Here is a 20,910-nt window from a genome sequence, read left to right as displayed (position 1 = left end):
GTCCTGCCCTAAATACTTTTACGCTGCCAGTATCGTCTGACCACGCTTTAATACAATAAACTTATTTGAAGTTTTTTAATGTAAATAAACTATTTACAGAACACTCCAAAACACTGTCCGCTTCACGGCAATAAGCCCATGACCAGGGCTGAAGTTGAGGAATATCTCTAACTACTTGACCCTGTTTATCAAAGAAAATCACCCTAATTGGAATGCGCATAAAAAAAGTATGCACAGCTTTGCAATGAGGGAGGTATAGTCCCTTATCTACAGTAAGAGAGTGCAGTCCCATCAATCCTACAAAACGCTGTTTAAATGTTGTTGCAATACATAATCGCTGCATATAAAACGTTAAATAACGTATGAACAATAAGTACTCATCCTCTGTCATCATTTCCTCCTCTTTACAAATAGACCTTTAGCAGTCATTGACCTCTTCGTCTTAACCATCTCATCTTAAAGTTATGCCTGCTAATACCCTATATAGGTTGTAGTACATGACAGCCTATCAGCAGATACCTTGTAAAGTAGTCCTATAGTGCAAAAAAGCTGTCCACAGTGTTTCCTCCTAGAAAAATCCCATATCAGTTATTTTGAGTAAAATTGGATAAGAAATTACGATAAAGGTGCAAGGAAAAATAAATACCACCAAAGGCAATAGCAATTTAACAGGTGCTTCAGCCGCTTTTTTTTCAGCTTGCAAAAAACGCTCTTGGCGAAATTGCTCCGCCTGGGCCCGCAATGTGGGACCTAAGCTGCTCCCCAAAGTCTCTGCCTGAGCAATACTGCCAACCCATTGACGCAATGAAGAGGTACCACAACGATCAGCAAATGCTTTCAGTGCCTCAAGACGGTTAACCCCTGCTCGCATTTCGTTCAGGACATATTGCAATTCCTGACGCAAAGGACTATCTGCCAAAGCATCACCAGCCACCATCAATGCCATCTGTAAGTTAGAACCGGCTTCTACACATAACGTAATCATGTCGAGGAAAAAAGGAAATGCTTTGTGAATAGCATATTGTCTTGTTTTTATGTGATGTCTCAAAAATTCCAAAGGCAAGATTACACCAAGCCAAAAAGCTATCAGCCCAATGACAATAAGCATCCATGCAGAATCCAGCAATAGGGACAGTATCCAAAGTACCATAACGGGGATAAGAATTGCTCCTAAAGCCTGCAAACCCACAATATCCTTGACATAAATCTCCCCCTTATACCCAGCCCTTTCTATTTGTTTTTCAAGATGTTTTTGAAATTTCCAAGATAGGAACGGGTATACCAATCCACTTAACACCGACACCCACGGCCATAACCATGCTAAACGCCGAAAATGAGGAGATTCAGACGATGTTTCTTGTACACCAGGACTTAAAATCAGGTATACGAATAAACCTAACGATACTCCTACTAACAATAAACTTAATATTAACAACACAGCAGACCCTCTCAATAAAGAATCAAATATTAATTTTGATGATGATGGAATTGATAAGGTAAAACGCAGTACTCCCTCTTCATAAAACGATTAAATATCAATTTTGATGATGGAATTGATAAGGTAAAATGCAGTACTCCCTCTCCATAAAACAATCAAATATCAATTTTGATAATTCTATGAATAAAATAAGCCCCACAAATTTCTAATATTAGTACAGTACCTAGAACAATCCCTCCCTCTTTGGTTGTCCACAGTAACTCTAGCAAGTTCATCTCACCAAAATTCAATACGAACATAAGAAGAATAGGTAAACAAATCATTACCTTAGCTTGAAACTTTCCCTGACTGGTCAATGCCTCAATTTTATCCTCAATCTGCTTTATTGATCGCAAAGTCCTAGCAACCCGTTCTAAAGCATCTGCCAAATTACCTCCTGATTGAGTGGCGATTTTTAACGACGAAACAACTAGCTGGGTTGCTTCTGTAGGGATTCTCTTAAGCAAGTTATCCAAAGCCTCATGAAAAGCCAAACCCAAGCGTTGTTCACGTAAAACTAGGCTAAATTCATCGGAGAGTGGTGGTTGAGATTCTTCTATAACTGTCTTTAAAGCAAGTTGCACTCCTGAGCCAGCTTTCAACGCCGAGGCTAGAGAACTCAGCATTAGAGGCAATTGTTCATTAAATCGACGGATACGTTTTTTCTTAAGGTACGACAAAAGAAGAGGTGGTAAAAACAACAATACACCCCCTGTCACCAGTGCAATCGCCACATTACGGGTAAAAACCCCCACTAATAACATGCATAACAGACACAACAATAAGGATGCTCCCCATACAGAGACAGGGTTAAGAAAAATAAACATCTCACTCAAATTGCGTGTGGCTTGCCCTTTAAAATGTAATTCATAACGTGACCATGCTTGTTGAAACTCGTGTATCAAAATAAAAAATAGGATAGAGGCACTAAGCACAGCACATACAATAGCGATAAATATCACAACTGCATCTCCTATAAAGAAGTCCCTGCTTGCACGACAGGAGAGTAACTATTAAACAACTCAGGGGAAATATCAACACCCTCTTCACGTAGTTTCTCAAAAGCATCTGGTATAATGCCACGTCCTACAAAGGCTGCCTTTTTATCAAAACCAAATAATTCTTGCGTTTTAATAACACCACTTTCCATACCTCCTACTTCAGCAATAGAAGAAATCACCCTTCTCCCATTAGAAAGTCTGGTTTGCTGCACAATAAAATCCACGCTATTGGCAATATGCTCACGGATTGCCCCCAAAGGCAAGTCCATATCACCAGCCATCATAATCATTGTTTCTAAACGAGACAAAGCATCTCTAGTGGAATTGGCATGTAGAGTAGTTAATGACCCCTCATGCCCCGTATTCATAGCAGAAAGCATATCAAATGCCTCTGCCCCACGACACTCACCTACAATAATACGGTCTGGTCGCATACGCAGTGCATTACGAACCAAGTCTCGGATGGATACTACGCCCCTCCCCTCCACATTAGCAGGCCTTGCTTCCAGACTAACAAGGTGGGCATGGTTAAGTCTCAATTCTGCGGCATCCTCAATAGTGACAATACGCTCTTGTTCAGGTATACAGTTAGAAAGAATATTAAGTAACGTTGTCTTACCTGAACCAGTGCCTCCTGATACGATAAGATTCATGCGATATTTGACACACAATTCGAGAAAGGTTGCCATTGCCTGATCAAGAGAACCTAGTTGAATCAACTCATGCATCTGGGGGCGATGTTGAGTAAATTTACGTATTGTCAAACTAGCTCCTCTCAATGCAATAGGAGGAATAACGGCATTAACACGGGAACCATCCAGCAAACGTGCATCAACCATAGGAGAGCTCTCGTCTATACGTCTACCGATAGGTGCCACAATACGATCAATCACACCTAGAACTGCTTTTTCACTACTAAACACGATATTCGCCTTTGAAAGTAGTCCCTTACGCTCAACATAGATTTCATCGAAGCGATTCACCATAATCTCGGTAATTTCTTTATCTTTTAACAACTCCTCAAGTGGTCCTAGCCCTACCGCCTCATCTAACACTGCTTGCTTAATAGCTTGCTTATCAAAGAAAAACTCAATCTCATCATCCTGAGTAATAATCTTGTCTAACCATTGACTTGCTTCTAAACGTAAGGCGTCATCACTCATTAGCGTGATATTGCGACGACGCAAGTCCAATGCTTCCACCAAAGCAGCATGCAGTCTCCGACGGTGATATAACTCTCTTTGAAGATTAGCTCCGTTAGAGTCTCGTAGTGAGGAAGTTGCTGTATTTTGCGGTTCTTGGTAAAAAACTACTGTATTCGACGCTTCTTCTTTTGACTTATCCTGCAACTCAACAATAGTCATCAAGCAAGGCCCTACAATGATTTCATCCCCTATTTTTAATGGACCGCCCATATGAATGCGCTCACCATTTAGTAAGGTTCCTGCCAAAGACCCCTGATCTTCAATATAAACATTATCTTCTCTGGCAATAAAAGACATATGATGTTTGGCAACACGCCATGATTTAATCACAAAATCCATTTCTGGAGAGCGCCCAATACAATAGGGAAAGCCAATATCCAAAAAAAGCTGCTTACCTTCTTCAAAACGCACTTCTATTCTCATTTCAGTCTCCTTTTTTATTCTTTTACAGGTAACACCACTCTAGATTTAGTTTTTTTATTGATAGTTCTAAGTCGAGGAGGAGTCTTAACCACTTTGAACTGAAGGTGTTCTGCTAATGGTTGAAAATCTTCAGCAGATGCATACTTATCAGTCAATCTTCTATCTTCTTCAGAGAAGCGTTCTTTCTCTATAACAGGTGATAATTCTGGTTGAATGTCTACATTAAGAATTGGACGCTCTTCAAAACTACTATCAACCACAGCCCTTGTTCTTGCCACTCGTTGCCGCATCTGGCGATTATTTGCCGACACTACCAGAGGCCTTACAATAATAACTAGTTCAGTCTCATTACTCTGAAAGCGTCGTGAACGAAATAGCTCCCCTAAAATAGGAATCTCACTCACTCCTGGCAAACGAGCCATACCCTGCATCTGATCTCGCGAAATAAAGCCAGATAATACCAATGGCTCTCCCGACTTTACATTAAACTCAGTAGAGGTCCGACGCGTTTTTAGTGCAGGTCCTCCAGCTAAATTCATGGAACTATCAACAGCACTAACCTCAACATTAATTTTGGAGCGAATAATCCCGTTCTTTTCGATACGCGGTGTAATATACAAACTCACTCCATAGGGTTTAAAAATAGTCTGTGTATTACCGTTAGCATCAACTACAGAATAAGGAACCTCCCCACCAGCAAGAAATTCCGCCGTAGCGCCACTACGTGCCATTAATTGAGGTTGAGCTAATATCACCGCCTGTCCATTGTCTGCCATTGCCTGTATTGTGGAGGATAACAAGGCATTAAGACCAGCATATCCTGCCCTTGCTCCAGCAACAGTATCCAGTAAAACATCTCCAGGACGACGTAACAACGAGGAGGAATAACTATCGACCACACCTCCAATTTGGAAGCCTCCTTGTGAGCTAGCCCCCCATTTAACACCAAGCTCTTGCACATAATGACGTGGCAATTCCACGATTTGTACATCTAACATCACCATCTCATCCCATCCAATTTGGCTACTCATATCAACAATTTGGGGATAATATGTTGTTAGTTTTTGGATTCGCTCCCTATCCGCATCACTGAGACGATCGCCCTCAATGATAATCTTGTCACCAACAATACTGGCTTTAGCATTAGAGATACGCTGAACAATCTTTAAAATATCTTCTTTAAGCTCTTGTGCTTGAGCAGAACGCACATCAATCTCAAAACTTCGACGCTGACCAGAAGTATTCCAAACCTCTAGTGTAGTTTTACCCTCACTGCGAGCAAAGAGTATCAACTCCTTATCGTCATCTGTATTGGCCTGAATAATCTTGCTATCTCCCACGGCAACTCGTGCAATACTGGGCAAAGCAATGACTTTGATAGTCCCCACAGTCATAGTAATGGTCTGTGATGGCACCTCCTTAGAGGGAACAAGTTCGGTTGACGCATCAACAGTAAACTCTTCTTTAATAGAGTCTGACATTGGCTGAGCCAATAACGACGTACTATACCCTAAACAAAATAGCATCCACCATAGTGATTTTGTTTTAATTATCTTCATATGTGTCTCTCATCAATATATTTCTGTCAAACCATTGAATGATTACTCTTGCATGCCCAATGCCTGCAACTGCTCCTCACTCGGCTTGGGTAAAGAACGAATCCATGCACTAACTAAATCTTCTTGTCCTGGCAAATCAATCATGCCTCTTTTTTGTTGAACATCAACTTCATCTTTATTTTGAACCAAGGCTGGTAGCTTACTGGTAACTTTATCCCCATAAACTACAGCGGGCTTGCGCTTGCTCTGCGGTGGTGGTGTGGCTATACCCAAGATAGTAGCCAAGTCTCCTTTTATAGCTTTTTGGGAAGATTGGTTATCATGAGGATTACGCAATAAAGCGGTAATAGTCCCAGCCTGTCTCGCTGCAACTAACTTGGCTGCTTCCTCTGGAGCAGTATCTAAAGTCACAGTAGAAAATGTACTCTCTTGCCCACTATCACTATGCCGACTCTGCTTACCTGTAGCCATAACCAAAACACCTTGTAATAAAGGTGCGGTGATTTGTCGCTGTCGGTATTCAAAAGAGACATATAAATCAATTAAGTCTCCTGGTACCAACATGCCTGATACTGAGTTAATACTATCAACAGGCATTGTAACTGCTCGTCTTCCCACATTGATTTTTTCTGAAAAGGGGCGTCGACTGGCTGTTGCTGTATTTGCCCATAACAACGGATCACCTCTTTTTAGAGCCACTGTAACTATCTGCCCCTCAATCTGTATAAACTCTTCGGGCTTAAGACTACCACTCACAATCCAGTCCTTGGGAATATCTCTTATCGCGACATGAGCCGACTCAATCTTAGTGCCTACCGGTAAATCATAAGCGGCGACCACCCTTGGCTCTGTTTCCACCTTGGACTGTGCCTCAATCTCAGTAATGCGATCTTGAATATATTGTTTTGCCATAACTACTGCTAGAATACCTGCTGTCGAGGCAAGTACAGCCAACACTAACGTTTTCTTATTGACCTTAATTCGCATTTACCACTCCTAACAATAACCAATTTCTGTAGACCAATAGCTAGCCACATAAGATGACACCTAATTTCTACAGACCAATAGCTAGCCACATAAGATGACACCTAATTTCTGTAGACCAATAGCTAGCCACATAAGATGACACCTAATTCCTACAGGCTAGTGCCACGCACTGTATAAATCACTCAGATCTCACACTGATAATCAACCATTTTGTATAAATCACTCAGTTCTCACTCTGATAATCAACCATTTTGTATAAATCACTCATTAGATAACCTTTGCTTCAGCACATATAATGCGGTTTCCCCCTCTTTTGTATAGATACCGCTCACATCCTCAATGCGATAAGTAAGGCGCTCTTTCTCCTTATGCCATAAGACTTGCCCTGCATTCAACTGACGTTTCCACAGATTCTGTCTGAGGTTGGTTTGCATCAAATTTTCAATACTTGCCTTACTAAAGGGAAGTAAATAAATCCATTGATGCATCAGTGTGGGCGTTTCTGACTCAATATCCATCAGTACCACCGCCTGTTCTGGTAACCAAGATAAGGCTTCTAACTGTATTGATTGAGTAGCACTGTCTAGTAAATTCAGTGTACCGGTATAACCATCAGGGGACTGCTGTTTAACCCACAACAAGGCATATATCCCTCCTTCCAGAGAGGATGTAAGAGCAAATTGCCCTGGCAGTACAATAATTCGTTGAAATGAGGATTGTTTGACCTTGTCCAACAAAGTTGAAAACCCTGTTTCTTGTTGAAAGGTCCAAGTAACATTAGCTAGAGAAAAACTAGTATTCTGCTGCAAAAATACAGCAGATGGAATATCTAACTGCTGGAGAATTTCCCGTCCTTTTTGACTTAACATACTATAGCTAGCATGAGAATCTATAGACATCTTGTTAAAAGCAGCCACACTGTTGTCATTTTGAGTGATTGCTGGATAAGAAAAATCTACAGGCATCTTAAAAGCAGCCACACCGTTGCCTTCTCGAGTTATTACTGAATAAGAAGAATCTACAGGCATCTTAAAAGCAATCATACTGTTATCCCCTTGAGCTATCACAGGAAAGAAAGTGGCTAACACACTGATAAATCCATAAGTCAGTCTATGAATAGTAGAAACTTGTTTTTTGATAGAAAATAGCGTCGAAACTAATACATAGACACCATTCAAAACCCAGTCGCCATTACGACAAACAGACTGAACGACTAGTCGTATCACCACAGTTGTGTGATACCACAAATACTCACTCCAAAAACAAACCATCGGCCACCTCATAACTACTTCTCCTGTAATGACTCTAGATGATGCTGGGGTAATTTTCCTGCCCAAGGAAGCAACCAATCAAAAATGGGATTTTCTCTAGCAAAACCTTCCGCTGGCTCTGCATATCGCTGGATATGCTTTCCTAGGGCATAACTTCGTTCAGCTACCTCTTGCCATGCTAAATCTGACTGTCCAGTCCTATAATGACTTGTTTTATCTGAATCACTATGCCCTGCATCTACCAAAATTGCTGTATTTCGATATATAGTCAGAGGCAACCGCTCCAAAAATCCAGCATCTAACCCAAGAGAAGTGCTGCTATTCTGTTTGTATCCTGTATAGATAGGACTGACGGCAAGTTTTATATTGACCACTCCCTGATCTTGAAGTCCCCATTGACGCCGCAAAGTTGCTGCTTGGGCTACTTGTTTTCCCGGTTGCTTATCATCATCCAATACTATTTGTCGCTCTGTACGCATATTGATAGATTCGGCAGTCACTATTCGCTGATGCCGTCTATCTCGCCATTGATGCTCATTGGAGAGCAAAAATTTATGCTTAATCTTTTTTTCATCAGGAGACTGTAATTGGCGGCTCCACTGAAAAGCAGCATAGCGACTGGCATGCATTTGTTGCATACCAATATCGAATAGTCTTCCTAGCCAAGGGATAGCAATAAAAAAACTAATCAACACAAGCACCAGTACCATTCCCTCAACAAGAGCTTGACCTACGCAAGAAGTGATTGATCGACTCAAATGACGACCATGCATCAATGCTCCACTCTGTTCTCGCTCTCCACAACAAGTCAATGCAGTGAATAGCTTGTGATGCATTCCATCATGGCTCGATTTCCTGTATTCGTCATCAACTCTCCAATAAAACAATCTATCCCCTGAAACGAGCAAATCACTACATGGAACAGGTAAAGTATTAGGGAGAATAACCAAAGGCTTATTATGCGGTATCATTTTGCCTCCTTCTTGGATAAAGCTATTAATCTAGCTTGCCAATAGGGGTGCCATAAATTGGGATGCTCTCTCTTGCCATCTACTCTAGGTAATGGCCGCTCAAAAAAAGTTTGTGCGGCTGTTTGCAAATGAAAAGTTTGCCCTCTTACTTTAGGTTGAAGCAGATGCAATGTGAACTCTAATTGTTTTTTAAATTGCGTATGGTCAATATCTACATAGGGAACTAAGCCTCCTCCTGACCACCGATGCCGATGCTGTACCGCTCTAGAGTTAGCTAGCGGATTATCATCTCCGCCAAAAATATTCCATTTGGCGACTCGTTGTACCCAGCGCCAGAAATCTTCTGCTGCAAAACTACCAGGAGGGTTTGTTGCATAAGCCATTCCTTCAGGTAACTTTCCTGATTGCCCTGATACCCATCCCCACCCCATAGGATACTCTCGGTAATAGCATCCTATCCATTTATTTGAGCGTAAAGCATGATAAGACTGTGTATCAATGGACTGCCATTGCCCTTTGTCATTTAATAATGTCGATCCTTGTCGGCGTAACTCATGTCGCCACAAAGGACACCTCTCACTAACTGGCAATAAACTCTTGGAGATATATTTACGCTCCCCTAAAAACCTGTAAACAGCAGCGACATCATTTAATAAAGAACGGTAATTGGCTATAGGTTTAAAAATGTGAGTAAACTGTTTATCACCACTGTCAGTCAACCACCAGCTTAATTGTTGTGACTCTAGTCCCCCCTGTCCACTGTATTGCTGTATTGTTGCAGTAGAGCCTTGCTTATGGTTTTGTTGTGCTGATACAGAAACATCCTCCCATCTATCTTGTCGTATGAATTCTAGGTCTGTATTCCCCCCACGGTAAAAAATAGTTTTAGAAGGATAGTTTTGCTGCAATACCGCATGAATAGCATGCTCTCTTGCTTCAAACATATCGTCTCGAATAGCATAGCTCACCTTGGCTAACACATGTTCAACAATTTCATCATGTCGACTAAATTGCTGTGCTAATGCAGCTCCAGGATTGGCCAAACCATTCAAAATACTCGCCTTAGCGGCTGAAGTATAGGCTTGCCCGTGCCGAGCACCAAAATGTGTAGCAATCACCCATGCAGGAGGATTTGCTCCACGTACTGATTTGGACATGGTGCTTGCCCAATCAGCCCAAGAAGCAAGCGTCACCAGATGCGCCATAGCCATTTGATGCCCTACCTGAGCAATATTAATATAGGCTTGCATATTGAGCGCTCTGGCTTGTACCAAAGCACCAGAATAAGCAGCCGCATCCAATGCATGAGTCTGCTTAGTCTTGATAGAAGCCAGCATTCCTATATGAAACATGCTCAATAAAGCAACAATCAACACTGACAAGATAGCTACACCCAGCACTAGCACTTGTCCTTGACGTAAATATATACCGCTCATCTGCTTGCTCTTGTTATACATCATTTACCCCACTTCTTTGCATTGGTTTAAAACATGCAAGACCACCTTCAAAATGATGTATTAATTGCCTGCGGAAGCATTGCCAGTGAAACTTTTAAGCGATTTAGCTGCTGTCTGTGCGGCAGCATTTTGAGCAGCTGTTTGTGCTGTCTGGGACTCTGCTGAACCATCTTCTCCTGCCAACTCTTTGGCCATAGCAGCAGTTTGCGAACGAACCACTTGACCGAAAAGCTGATAAACACCAATAGCAGCAATAGCCACCAAAGCAACAATAATGACATACTCTGTCATACCTTGTGCCAAACGGCGATTCAATGCTAAGCGTGATAAGTTCAACTGTAATGCGGCTAGACACCGAGGGATAAAGAAAAGTTGTTTAAACTCTGGTTTGTGAGCTGAAGCTATATTTTTCATAGGAACTCCTGTTGCAAGAAATAAACAGGCTCCTAGTGTGGCGTAGTATAGATGAAAAATATATACGGAAAACTACATACGGACATTTTTGTCCATGCTGTTGATAAATTTTTTTATCAAAATAAATCAACACATTATAGATTAATTTTAATAATTAACTTTAATAAAAATTAAATATTTTACAGCTTCTGATTTAATAGCCAGCACCTTAATAATAGCCAGTGACTCCTGTTTCTATATTTAATTACCAGCACCTTAATAATAGCCAGTGAGTCCTGTTTCTATGCAAACCCCAGCTGTTTAAATCTGCCAATCTATCTCTTTTTTTCCTTTGGCTAACAGATAAGCGTTGGTCTTAGAGAAATGGCGACATCCAAAGAATCCCCTATGTGCGGACAATGGTGATGGATGAACACTGCGTAATACTAAATGTTTGTTGGTGTCAATAAAAGCCCCCTTGCGTTGAGCATGACTTCCCCACAACAAGAACACTAGCCCCTCTCTATGCTCGTTTAAGGCTCGAATAACACTATCGGTAAATGTCTCCCATCCCCAGCTCGCATGGGAATTGGCCATCCCCTCTTGTACTGTCAATACGGTATTTAATAGCAGCACTCCTTGATCAGACCACTTTTTCAAGTAGCCATACATAGGTATCTGAAAACCAGGAATATCTCCTTCTAACTCTTTATAAATATTTTTAAGGGATGGGGGCAGTGTGACCCCCTCTCGCACAGAAAAGGCTAACCCGTGAGCCTGACCAGGGCCATGATAAGGGTCTTGACCTAGAATAACAACCTTAACATCACCAAACTCAGTATAGCGAAAAGCATTGAATACATCCTCTTCTGGAGGATAAATTGTATATTGCTGACGTGCTGTTTTGACCCGTTGTAGCAACTCTACAAAATAAGGCTTAGACTTCTCACCACCTATAGCCTCTCGCCATGTTTGCATCACTATTATCCTTATCTATACCGCAATAGCCCATATTATGGCATAAAACCTATTTATGCTACAAAACCTATTTATAAGCCCTTTCAATATTTAAAATGCCTTGTCCAGCAGTCCAGTTAAGCACTTAAACTATAGTAAGTGCTTAACTTGTCTGACAAAAACTACTTCGCCTTACCACTAAAATCACGAGGCTGTAGAATTTCAGGTTTTAAAATAGGTTTACCACCTAAACTTGATTTTTCACCTAGCAACTGGCCATTTAGTTCAGTGCCATAAAGCGTACCTTTGTGGAATGTCTTTTCATATTTGGCACGCGTTTCTTTGACATCGCCGGTAAAACGAGGGTCTTGTGGACGCTCTTGACCATCAACAAACTGGGCAATATCCCATGCTTCTTGATCTGTCACAGCAGGAGCATGTCCTAATGGCATATTGTGTTTAATAAAGCCTGCCATGGTATTAACTCGAGCTGCACCTGCTCCCCAGTTAAAGGATTTGTCGCCCCATAAGGCAGGGAATTGAACCTTGTCATCAATAACCAAACCTGCTCCATCTTCACCATGACAAGCGGCACAGTTCTTCATATAAGCTACTTTACCACGCTCAAAATCAGGCTTGAGTTCTGGATTCTTGGGACTAGGATAACCTCTACCATAAATCTTAGCATCAGGATACATCGGCACCCCTTTAGCCAACCATTGATGATAAGCAGCCAGTGCCAACATGTCATCACTACCATAAGCCGGAGGGATACCGTTCATAGAATAGCTAAAGCAGCCTACAATACGCTCTTCGAGACTATTGACATGGTCATTTTTACCTCGGAAATCAGGTAGTGTCACAGCTGCTGCCCATACAGGACCAGCAAAAGGCCGTCTGCCCTCTCCCAAGTGACAGCTAGAACAATTCATGTTGTTAAAGACGTTTTTCCCTTTAAGCTGTTGTGTATTGACAAATAAATCATGGCCGCGACGAATAGCTTCTTTCAACTTAGGATGTAGTTTCGAAGCCTCTAAATCATCCATAGTTGGCGGAATATGGACAAACTCATCATCCTTAGGCTCTGGCTGATTAGGCAACATCTGTTTGAGAAAAGCTCTCTCTTCTGCTGTCAGATCTTTACCCATCTTGCTAATAGGCATAGCTTGTGCATTAAAAGCCCAAACGCTTGCTAATACAGCTGCTAATATCGATATGTTTTTTAACATCATTATTCCCCTTTCACTGCAGATTGAGCCGCAAACCAAGCCGCTAATGCTTTAATCTCAGACTCGTTAAGACGTTCAGCAATAGGCTTCATCAAATGAAGCAAATCATTATGACGCTTACCATTGCGCCAAGCATGTAATTGCTGCTCAATATATTCTGCTGATTGTCCATTTAGATTAGGGAAATGTGTACCTACCCCTCGTGCATGGGGGCCGTGACAGGTAATACAGGGAGGAATATAACGATTCCAATCACCATGCATAATCAACTTCTCTGCCACTTTAGTTACCTCTTCTGTGGGGGCCTCTGCCTTGTCATGCACAACAGGTAAACTTGCATAGTAATGAGCAATATCCTGCATTTGCTCATCAGTCAACATCGTCGCCATGGGTTTCATCGTAATATTATCCCGCGTACCCGACTTAAAATCTTGCAACTGTTTGACAATGTATTCTGGGTTTAAGCCAGTCAAGCGCGGACGAGCCTCTAAATTAGGTACTACAGAACCACGACCATCAGGCATATGACAGGCAGCACAAACAGTTGCTGCCTTTTTACCTCGCTCTATGGATTGAGCATCTTGTGCTTGAACAGCAACAGGAAGCAACAATGAAGCGAGAGTCGTCAACGAAAGTAACTTTTTCATTTCTTCTCCCTTTTGTTTAATCACTTCTTCATTTTAAAAAGGCATAATTATATAACCAATAGGTATTTACCCCTTTTCTACTGAACATCTATCTGGAACTATTTGTATCTTTATCGCTCAACTTGTTGCAATCAAACAACGTTCCACCACTTTTCCATTAGCGTTTTCCTCAGTCTTAAGGCAGTAATATTTTTTCTTTATAGGCTTTATTGTTTTTTTCGCCTAAAATACGTGGAGTTAGCAATGTTTTAAGGAACGCTATGATTACACTTTATCGCCTAGACACACCCGGTGCTTATCGTGTTGTTTGGTTATTAGAAGAATTACGTTTACTCTACCAAATCGCCACACCGGCTGAATCCATGCAATGTGCCTTATCAGAATCCTGTGCACAGCCAACGATAAAGGATGGTGAGATAACCATAGTAGGCAATGCTGCCATCACAGAGTATTTATTAAACAAATACGACCGCCAAGGGCTGCGTCCCCCCTCTGCATCTGAGGCATATTTGCGTTATCAGCAATGGATAGGGATAACGGAGGCAATACTCCTGCCGTTATTACAACAGTGGTCTGATGCTGAACGACTTTCAAATGCTAGAGTCCCTTTCTTTGCTCGCTCTATCCTGAAAAAAACCACTCAGAATGTGCTGTCTCACCCTATCGCAGAAAGTATTACTACTTTGCTGCAACAAGTAGAAGCAGAACTGGCACAGAATCGTTGGATTTGCGATAGTTACTTTTCTGCCGCAGATATTCAGCTCACCTATGCCATTGAGATAGCAAGCTCTCGCGGTCTTATCAATCAAGAGGCATTCCCTCACTGTTATGAGTTTTTAGCAACTGTTCTGGAGCGTCCTACTTACCAAAGTGCATTGGATAAATTAGCCTCTATCCCGGTTGCTCCAACTTATACAGGAAGTCATTACGAGGGAGACATCCCTGAAGAACATGCTTGATGGCTACTTGATGCTCTTTTGATTAACTTTTTGCATAAACGACTTCATTTTATCCAGTGATTTAACACCTGGACTTTCCTCCACTCCACTACTTAAATCAATGAAGTCGTAGTTATTGAGTAACTCATCCACATTGCCCTCATGAATACCGCCTGCTATGACAATATGCTCAACAGGCAGGTGCAAACCATCAAGCAGTGATAAGTCAAAACGTATACCTGCTCCACCAAAACAGGCACTATATGCATCAAATAAAAACTTCTGAGCATGAGGATATTGATGAATATAGTGCTGCAAATCTGCTGTGGTTTGCAGATATGGAGCCCCTACTCGCACAGCTCTCCAATAAGGATAATGAAACTGCTCGCAAAATGCACCTGACTCATCACCATGAAATTGAATAATATCAGGTGCTAGCTGAGCAATGACATCCTGAACTTCTTTTACACTAGGATTGACCATTAGCACAACAAGTTTAAGCCCAGCAGGAATAGTCCGTCGTAATTGGGCTGCTTGTGCCAAACTCAAAGCCCTCTTGCTCTTAGGGTAAAGGACAAAACCGATTGCCTCTACCCCAAGTTGAGCTGCTAGCATAATTTCTTCTTCACGACGCAAACCACAGATTTTGACTTTTGTTTTTAACATCGTTTTAAATTAATAAAAGCCAGGGACTGCATCACTTTCTTCATTATGAGTCGGAGCATCAATAATAATCGTATTAGGATCCACAGTAGAATGTGAGTTCTTATAATGAGTCACTACCCCAGGGAATGCCAATACCGCCAATACCATCAACAACTGAATGATAATAAATGGAATAGAACCACGATAAATATCGCCAGTGGTAATGCGTGCAATATGACGACCAGTTACCTTATCAATGTAGTCTTCTTTTGGAGCTACAGAGCGTAAGAAGAATAAGGCAAAACCAAATGGGGGATGCATGAAAGAAGTCTGCATATTTACAGCCAACAATACACCAAACCAAATAAGGTCAATACCCATCTTGTCGGCTACAGGTGCCAATAGAGGTACGATAATAAAGGCCAATTCAAAGAAGTCTAAGAAAAATGCCAAGAAGAAGGTAGCTAAACTAACAACAATAAGGAACCCTGTCTCGCCTCCAGGTAAAGAAGAAAACAAACCTTCTACCCAATGTTGACCACCAAACCCAGTAAAGGTCAAAGTAAAGATAGTAGACCCTACCAAGATAAAAATTGCAAAACTGGTTAATTTTGTGGTGTTGTCCATGGCTTGCTTGAGTAAATCAAAGCTCAAACGTTTACGCACCATAGCAAGTAAAATAGAACCAACAGCCCCCATTGCACCACCCTCGGTGGGTGTTGCTACACCGATAAAAATCGTACCCAATACAAGAAAAATCAGGAATAATGGCGGAATCATCACGAATACAACCCGCTCACAAATTTTAGAGAGTAAATGTAGACCTGAAAGCTTATTAAGCACGGCTACTATAAATACAATCACACCCCAAACTAACATACCCACAACAACATGCTCATCAATAGGGGCATTTTCTCGTAAGAGATACGGCAATGAATAGTGTGATGCAATACCAGCCAAGACCGATAAAATGATAAGTGACTTCATCCCACTAGCCCCGTTATCCTCGCGATAAATACGATCTTCTGGAGGAATAGCTGGTGCTGATTTAGGCTTAAACAATGCCATTAAAATGACGTAGAGAATATAGACAGCTGTCAATAGCAACCCTGGCAACATAGCACCACGGTACATATCGCCAATAGAACGACCCACTTGGTCAGCCAAAATAATTAATACCACTGAGGGTGGAATGATTTGAGACAAAGTTCCAGATGCAGCAATCACCCCTGTAGCAAGGCGTCGATCATAGCCGTAACGCAACATAATCGGCAATGAAATCAAGCCCATAGAAATCACAGAAGCCGATACCACACCCGTAGTTGCTGCTAGCATCGCACCTACCACAACAACCGCAATCGCCAAACCACCACGGATAGGACCAAATAACTGTCCAATAGTCTCAAGCAAGTCCTCTGCCATGCCAGAGCGCTCAAGAATAAGACCCATTAGAGTAAAGAACGGTACGGCAAGCAATGTATCATTTTGAATAATACCGAAAATACGCTCAGGTAATGCTTGTAGAAAAACAAAAGAAAACTCACCTAAATAGATACCAAGCAGCGTATACAGAATACCATTGGCTGCCAGAGAAAACGCCACAGGAAACCCTAACAATAAAAAGCAGATTAGGGTAAAAAACATAATAGGCGGCATATTTGCTGTAAGAAATTCCATGATTAGTCCGCCTTTTTAAGAGATTGTTGTTGTTCGAGTTGAGCTTGTTGTGCAATAGAATCCATCATACTGTCCTCAGATTTACCTCGTGACTTTTCTAAAGGATTTGGCCCTTTACCACATAAAAACGCTAAGCACTTAATAAAATGAGATACGCCTGCCAAAGCCAGCAAAGAGAACCCTACAGGGATAACTAACTTAATTGGCCAACGAATTAACCCCCCCGTATTTGACGACATCTCCCCTGTTGTATAAGCCAACTCAACAAAAGGAATAGAAAGGTAAACAATTAATAAACAAGCAGGTAACATAAAGAAAGCCACCCCTACCAATTCAATAATCATTTGAACTTTGGGCGAAAAGCGTTGATTAAGAATATCCACACGCACATGCTCATTTTTCATGAACGTATAGCCTGCAGCCAATAAGAAAATAGCACCAAACAAGTACCATTGAATTTCCAACCATGCGTTAGAACTATCATTCAGTATCTTACGCACAATAGCATTGCCTGCACTGATGATGACAACCAACAGCGTCAACCATGTCACTGCCTTGCCAACCAATAGCATAAAGGCATCAATGGCTTTAGATATTATTAATAAAAACTTCATTGTCTTATCTTTTTATGATGTACTTTGCACATCGACCTATTTAATAAAAATTCTTTCCTAAGATAAACACGCTATCACCATGTGGATGGTTAAAGCGCTTTTATCATAATAAATTTTTGCGTATTTTACACCCTGAATTACCCTAAAACCTGTAGCACTACTAGATAGCCTGTAAGAATTGAGGCAGCACCGGAGTATTCAGATTAAATTTCGGCATAGGTAATGCAAACTCTGGTGGATAATCCACATCGACTAGATACAAACCATCTGGCATAAAAGTCGGTGCAGAAAAACTACGATTTTTACTTGCTAATAAGGTTTGTATCCAATGAGGAGAAAAGCGTCCTTTGCCCACATAGACAAGCGCCCCAATCAAATTGCGTACCATGTGATGTAAAAAAGCATTAGCCTTAAGAGTGAACACCAAAAAAACACCTTCTTTATCAATAGTCAAAGTGTGTAAGGTGCGTACAGGACTTGCTGCCTGACAGATAGAAGAGCGAAACGCACTAAAATCATGAGTACCCACTAGATACCCCGCAGCTTCGCGCATCAAATCCACATCCAGAGGATGAAAATCCCAACCAGCACGCCCTACCCAACTAGGTGCAAGATTAGCCTCATTACGAATAATGTAGACATATGTACGAGCTGTCGCACTAAAACGAGCATGAAAATCATCACTCACTTCAGTAGCCCAACGCACACGAATAGTAGGAGGTAATAACGCATTTACCCCCCTAACCCAAGAATACATTTTACGCATAGCATGGGTGTCAAAATGCACGACTTGAGACAATCCATGCACACCAGTATCAGTACGTCCAGCACAAATGGTTGCAACAGGCTCAGCAGCGAACTGACACAAAGCCCCCTCCAGAATATCCTGAACAGTATTACCGTTGGGTTGTGTTTGCCAGCCATTAAAGGACTGCCCATCATAAGCAATCCCTAATGCCATCCGTATGGTTGATGACTCCATCGCTATTTGCTTATCCATATTGATGCGTTGACCACCCAATGAGGTAATATCCATGACACCCACTCACTGAGCATGCTAACACGGTATTGATTAAAGCTCACCAATAGCAATGCGTAGCATACGGCGTAGTGGTTCTGCCGCCCCCCATAGCAACTGGTCCCCGACGGTAAAGGCACTGATGTACTCAGGACCCATATTTAATTTGCGCACACGTCCCACTGGAATATTCAATGTACCTGAGATAGCCACAGGAGTAAGTTCGTTCATAGAATCATCACGCGTATTAGGAATAAAACGAGCCCATGCAGAGCTGGTCTTAATCACTTCCTCTACTTCGCTAAGCGGAATATCGCCCTTGAGCTTAATTGTCAAGGCTTGACTATGAGAGCGCATGGCACCAATACGAACACAAAGACCATCAATAGGCACTAATGGCAAGTCAAAACCATGACCACGACCTAGGATTTTATTCGTCTCTGCCTGTGCTTTCCACTCTTCACGTGACTGACCATTGCCAAGATCTTTGTCAATCCAAGGGATGAGATTGCCTGCTAGAGGCACACCAAAATTATCACGAGGCAAATTAGCATCACGTTGTTTTGCTAATACCTTGCGGTCAATTTCTAAAATAGCAGAGGCAGGGTCTGCTAATAAATCCCCAACTTCACCATTGAGAATACCAAACTGAGTGAGTAACTCTCGCATATGCTTAGCACCACCGCCAGAAGCAGCTTGATAAGTCATGGAAGTCATCCAATCCACCATATTTTCACGGAAAAGACCGGCCAACCCCATTAACATACAACTCACGGTGCAGTTACCACCAATAAAGTTTTTAACCCCTTTAGCCATTGCCGCATCAATTACATGACGGTTTACTGGATCAAGGACAATAATGGCATCATCCTTCATACGCAAAGTAGAAGCCGCATCAATCCAAATTCCATCCCAACCTGCTGCACGAAGTTTAGGATATACCTCAGTCGTATAGTCACCGCCTTGTGCCGTAAGGATAATAGGCAATTTCTTGAGTGCTTCAATATCAAATGCGTCTTGTAACGCTCCAGCACCCTCTGCCCAGCTTGGAGCAGCCCCACCAGCATTACTAGTGGAGAAAAATACTGGATTGATAAACTTAAAATCACCCTCTTCTCTCATGCGTTGCATAAGAACAGAGCCAACCATACCACGCCAACCGACGATACCTACAGACTGTGTCATATTTATCTACCAATAAAAAGTTAAAAATTCCAAAAGCCTCTGCTTTTCAGAGGCTTTCGAGATAAAAATTAAGATTGTAACGCATTATACGGAGAACATCAGCAAGAACAAATAATACCCATACTATGTTGTTGTAAAAGCAACCTATTTTTACTGATGAATCCATGTGAATAATTTAGTTTAAAGCAGCGATAACTGCATCACCCATTTGAGAAGTACCCACTTTATTTGTGCCTTCTTCATAAATATCCGCAGTGCGGTAGCCTTGTGCTAGCACCTTAGCCACAGCCTGTTCGATATTTTGAGCTGCCGCTTCATTATTAAATGAGAAACGCAACATCATAGCGGCTGATAAAATGGTCGCCAATGGATTGGCAATATTTTTACCCGCAATATCAGGAGCAGAGCCATGACTAGGCTCATAAAGCCCTTGTTTATTGGCATTAAGTGATGCTGATGGCAACATACCAATAGAACCAGTCAACATGGCAGCCTCATCAGACAAAATATCACCGAACAAGTTACCCGTCACCACAACATCGAACTCTTTAGGTGCACGCACTAACTGCATAGCGGCATTATCGATATACATATGGCTAAGGGTTACATCAGGATATTCCTTGCTAACATCCACCATAATATCACGCCATAATTGAGAAGTTTCAAGAACATTTGCCTTGTCCACAGAGCAAAGTTTTTTCTGCCGCTTCTGTGCCGCTTGAAATGCAATATGAGCAATACGACGAACCTCTGTTTCTGCATAACGCATCGTATCAAAACCTTCGCGGTCCCCGACAAACAGCCCATCTTCTGCTTGACGCACACCTCGTGGCGTACCGAAATAAATATCCCCTGTCAACTCGCGAACAATAAGGATATTTAAGCCAGATACGACCTCTGGTTTAAGTGTAGAAGCATTGGCCAACTGCGGATACAACACCGCAGGACGTAGGTTAGCAAACAGACCAAGATTCTTACGCAATCCTAAAATCGCCTGTTCAGGACGGAATTCTCGAGGAAGCGTGTCATATTTCCAATCACCCACTGCACCAAACAGTACAGCATCTGCTTTTTTAGCAAGCTCTAATGTACTAGGAGGCAGAGGATGACCAAACTGATCATAAGCACGACCACCTACATCCGCCTTTTCGAGTTGTAAATCCAACTTAAGTGCCGCTAATACACGCACTGCTTGCTCTACAATTTCCTCTCCGATACCATCACCGGGCAATACTGCGACAAGATTTGACATAGTA

20 protein-coding genes are annotated in these 20,910 nt (G+C 41.8%); 1 reads left to right on the top strand and 19 read right to left on the bottom strand.

Going from position 1 to position 20,910, the window contains the following annotated elements; translation table 11 throughout:
- Window positions 1-61 precede the first annotated feature (61 nt).
- From HKX40_RS01770 to HKX40_RS01710, 13 genes are all read right to left on the bottom strand, one after another.
- The gene (locus tag HKX40_RS01770) at window positions 62-394 is read right to left on the bottom strand and encodes a DUF192 domain-containing protein (protein WP_171587864.1); all 333 of its coding nucleotides are present in this window, start codon (window positions 392-394) and stop codon (window positions 62-64) included.
- A gap of 174 nt (window positions 395-568) precedes the next feature.
- Window positions 569-1,438 carry a type II secretion system F family protein gene (locus HKX40_RS01765; RefSeq protein ID WP_171587863.1) on the bottom strand — a complete coding sequence of 290 codons (870 nt, stop codon included), beginning with the start codon at window positions 1,436-1,438 and terminating at the stop codon, window positions 569-571.
- A 155-nt stretch (window positions 1,439-1,593) separates the two neighbouring features.
- A complete protein-coding gene (locus HKX40_RS10825; protein ID WP_171587862.1) occupies window positions 1,594-2,439 on the bottom strand; it encodes a type II secretion system F family protein in 846 nt (281 codons plus the stop codon).
- 11 nt (window positions 2,440-2,450) lie between these two features.
- Entirely contained in the window at window positions 2,451-4,106 is a 1,656-nt protein-coding gene (locus tag HKX40_RS01755) for a TadA family conjugal transfer-associated ATPase (RefSeq protein WP_171587861.1), read from the bottom strand.
- Window positions 4,107-4,120: 14 nt separating this feature from the next.
- Window positions 4,121-5,665: a type II and III secretion system protein family protein gene (locus tag HKX40_RS01750; protein ID WP_246233518.1), complete on the bottom strand. Its 1,545-nt coding sequence runs from the start codon at window positions 5,663-5,665 to the stop codon at window positions 4,121-4,123.
- Window positions 5,666-5,707: 42 nt separating this feature from the next.
- Complete coding sequence (gene cpaB, locus HKX40_RS01745; RefSeq protein ID WP_171587860.1) at window positions 5,708-6,652, bottom strand: Flp pilus assembly protein CpaB; 945 nt, start codon at window positions 6,650-6,652, stop codon at window positions 5,708-5,710.
- A 260-nt stretch (window positions 6,653-6,912) separates the two neighbouring features.
- On the bottom strand, window positions 6,913-7,923 hold the full coding sequence (locus tag HKX40_RS01740; protein ID WP_171587859.1) for a hypothetical protein: 1,011 nt from the start codon (window positions 7,921-7,923) through the stop codon (window positions 6,913-6,915).
- A 14-nt stretch (window positions 7,924-7,937) separates the two neighbouring features.
- Entirely contained in the window at window positions 7,938-8,894 is a 957-nt protein-coding gene (locus HKX40_RS01735; protein WP_171587858.1) for a pilus assembly protein, read from the bottom strand.
- Window positions 8,891-10,330 carry a TadE/TadG family type IV pilus assembly protein gene (locus HKX40_RS01730; protein ID WP_171587857.1) on the bottom strand — a complete coding sequence of 480 codons (1,440 nt, stop codon included), beginning with the start codon at window positions 10,328-10,330 and terminating at the stop codon, window positions 8,891-8,893. Before HKX40_RS01730 ends, HKX40_RS01735 begins: the two co-directional genes overlap by 4 nt.
- Window positions 10,331-10,411: 81 nt before the next feature.
- A complete protein-coding gene (locus tag HKX40_RS01725; protein ID WP_171588060.1) occupies window positions 10,412-10,642 on the bottom strand; it encodes a hypothetical protein in 231 nt (76 codons plus the stop codon).
- A gap of 423 nt (window positions 10,643-11,065) precedes the next feature.
- Window positions 11,066-11,722: a uracil-DNA glycosylase gene (ung, locus tag HKX40_RS01720; RefSeq protein WP_171587856.1), complete on the bottom strand. Its 657-nt coding sequence runs from the start codon at window positions 11,720-11,722 to the stop codon at window positions 11,066-11,068.
- Between the two features lie 161 nt (window positions 11,723-11,883).
- Window positions 11,884-12,933 carry a c-type cytochrome gene (locus tag HKX40_RS01715; protein WP_171587855.1) on the bottom strand — a complete coding sequence of 350 codons (1,050 nt, stop codon included), beginning with the start codon at window positions 12,931-12,933 and terminating at the stop codon, window positions 11,884-11,886.
- Window positions 12,933-13,577, bottom strand: coding sequence for a c-type cytochrome (locus tag HKX40_RS01710; RefSeq protein WP_171587854.1), 645 nt, complete (start codon window positions 13,575-13,577; stop codon window positions 12,933-12,935). Before HKX40_RS01710 ends, HKX40_RS01715 begins: the two co-directional genes overlap by 1 nt.
- Window positions 13,578-13,837: 260 nt before the next feature.
- Here HKX40_RS01710 and HKX40_RS01705 point away from each other — a divergent pair, with 260 nt between their 5' ends.
- Window positions 13,838-14,536: a glutathione S-transferase family protein gene (locus HKX40_RS01705; protein ID WP_171587853.1), complete on the top strand. Its 699-nt coding sequence runs from the start codon at window positions 13,838-13,840 to the stop codon at window positions 14,534-14,536.
- A 3-nt stretch (window positions 14,537-14,539) separates the two neighbouring features.
- Here the strand turns inward: HKX40_RS01705 and HKX40_RS01700 are convergent, their stop codons facing one another.
- From HKX40_RS01700 to leuB, 6 genes are all read right to left on the bottom strand, one after another.
- Window positions 14,540-15,181 carry a phosphoribosylanthranilate isomerase gene (locus tag HKX40_RS01700; RefSeq protein ID WP_171587852.1) on the bottom strand — a complete coding sequence of 214 codons (642 nt, stop codon included), beginning with the start codon at window positions 15,179-15,181 and terminating at the stop codon, window positions 14,540-14,542.
- A gap of 9 nt (window positions 15,182-15,190) precedes the next feature.
- Complete coding sequence (locus tag HKX40_RS01695; protein WP_171587851.1) at window positions 15,191-16,837, bottom strand: TRAP transporter large permease; 1,647 nt, start codon at window positions 16,835-16,837, stop codon at window positions 15,191-15,193.
- A gap of 2 nt (window positions 16,838-16,839) precedes the next feature.
- On the bottom strand, window positions 16,840-17,451 hold the full coding sequence (locus tag HKX40_RS01690) for a TRAP transporter small permease subunit (RefSeq protein WP_171587850.1): 612 nt from the start codon (window positions 17,449-17,451) through the stop codon (window positions 16,840-16,842).
- A gap of 160 nt (window positions 17,452-17,611) precedes the next feature.
- Window positions 17,612-18,433: a tRNA pseudouridine(38-40) synthase TruA gene (gene truA / locus HKX40_RS01685; protein ID WP_246233534.1), complete on the bottom strand. Its 822-nt coding sequence runs from the start codon at window positions 18,431-18,433 to the stop codon at window positions 17,612-17,614.
- Window positions 18,434-18,523: 90 nt separating this feature from the next.
- Window positions 18,524-19,654, bottom strand: coding sequence for an aspartate-semialdehyde dehydrogenase (gene asd, locus HKX40_RS01680; RefSeq protein ID WP_171587849.1), 1,131 nt, complete (start codon window positions 19,652-19,654; stop codon window positions 18,524-18,526).
- A gap of 175 nt (window positions 19,655-19,829) precedes the next feature.
- Window positions 19,830-20,906 carry a 3-isopropylmalate dehydrogenase gene (gene leuB, locus HKX40_RS01675; RefSeq protein WP_171587848.1) on the bottom strand — a complete coding sequence of 359 codons (1,077 nt, stop codon included), beginning with the start codon at window positions 20,904-20,906 and terminating at the stop codon, window positions 19,830-19,832.
- Window positions 20,907-20,910 lie beyond the last annotated feature (4 nt).

This window comes from Pelistega europaea, assembly GCF_013133775.1.
GTDB classification, from domain to species: Bacteria; Pseudomonadota; Gammaproteobacteria; order Burkholderiales; family Burkholderiaceae_B; genus Taylorella; species Taylorella europaea.
The sequence above is the reverse complement of the archived record's forward strand: the minus strand, read 5'-3'. Positions and strand labels throughout refer to the sequence as shown.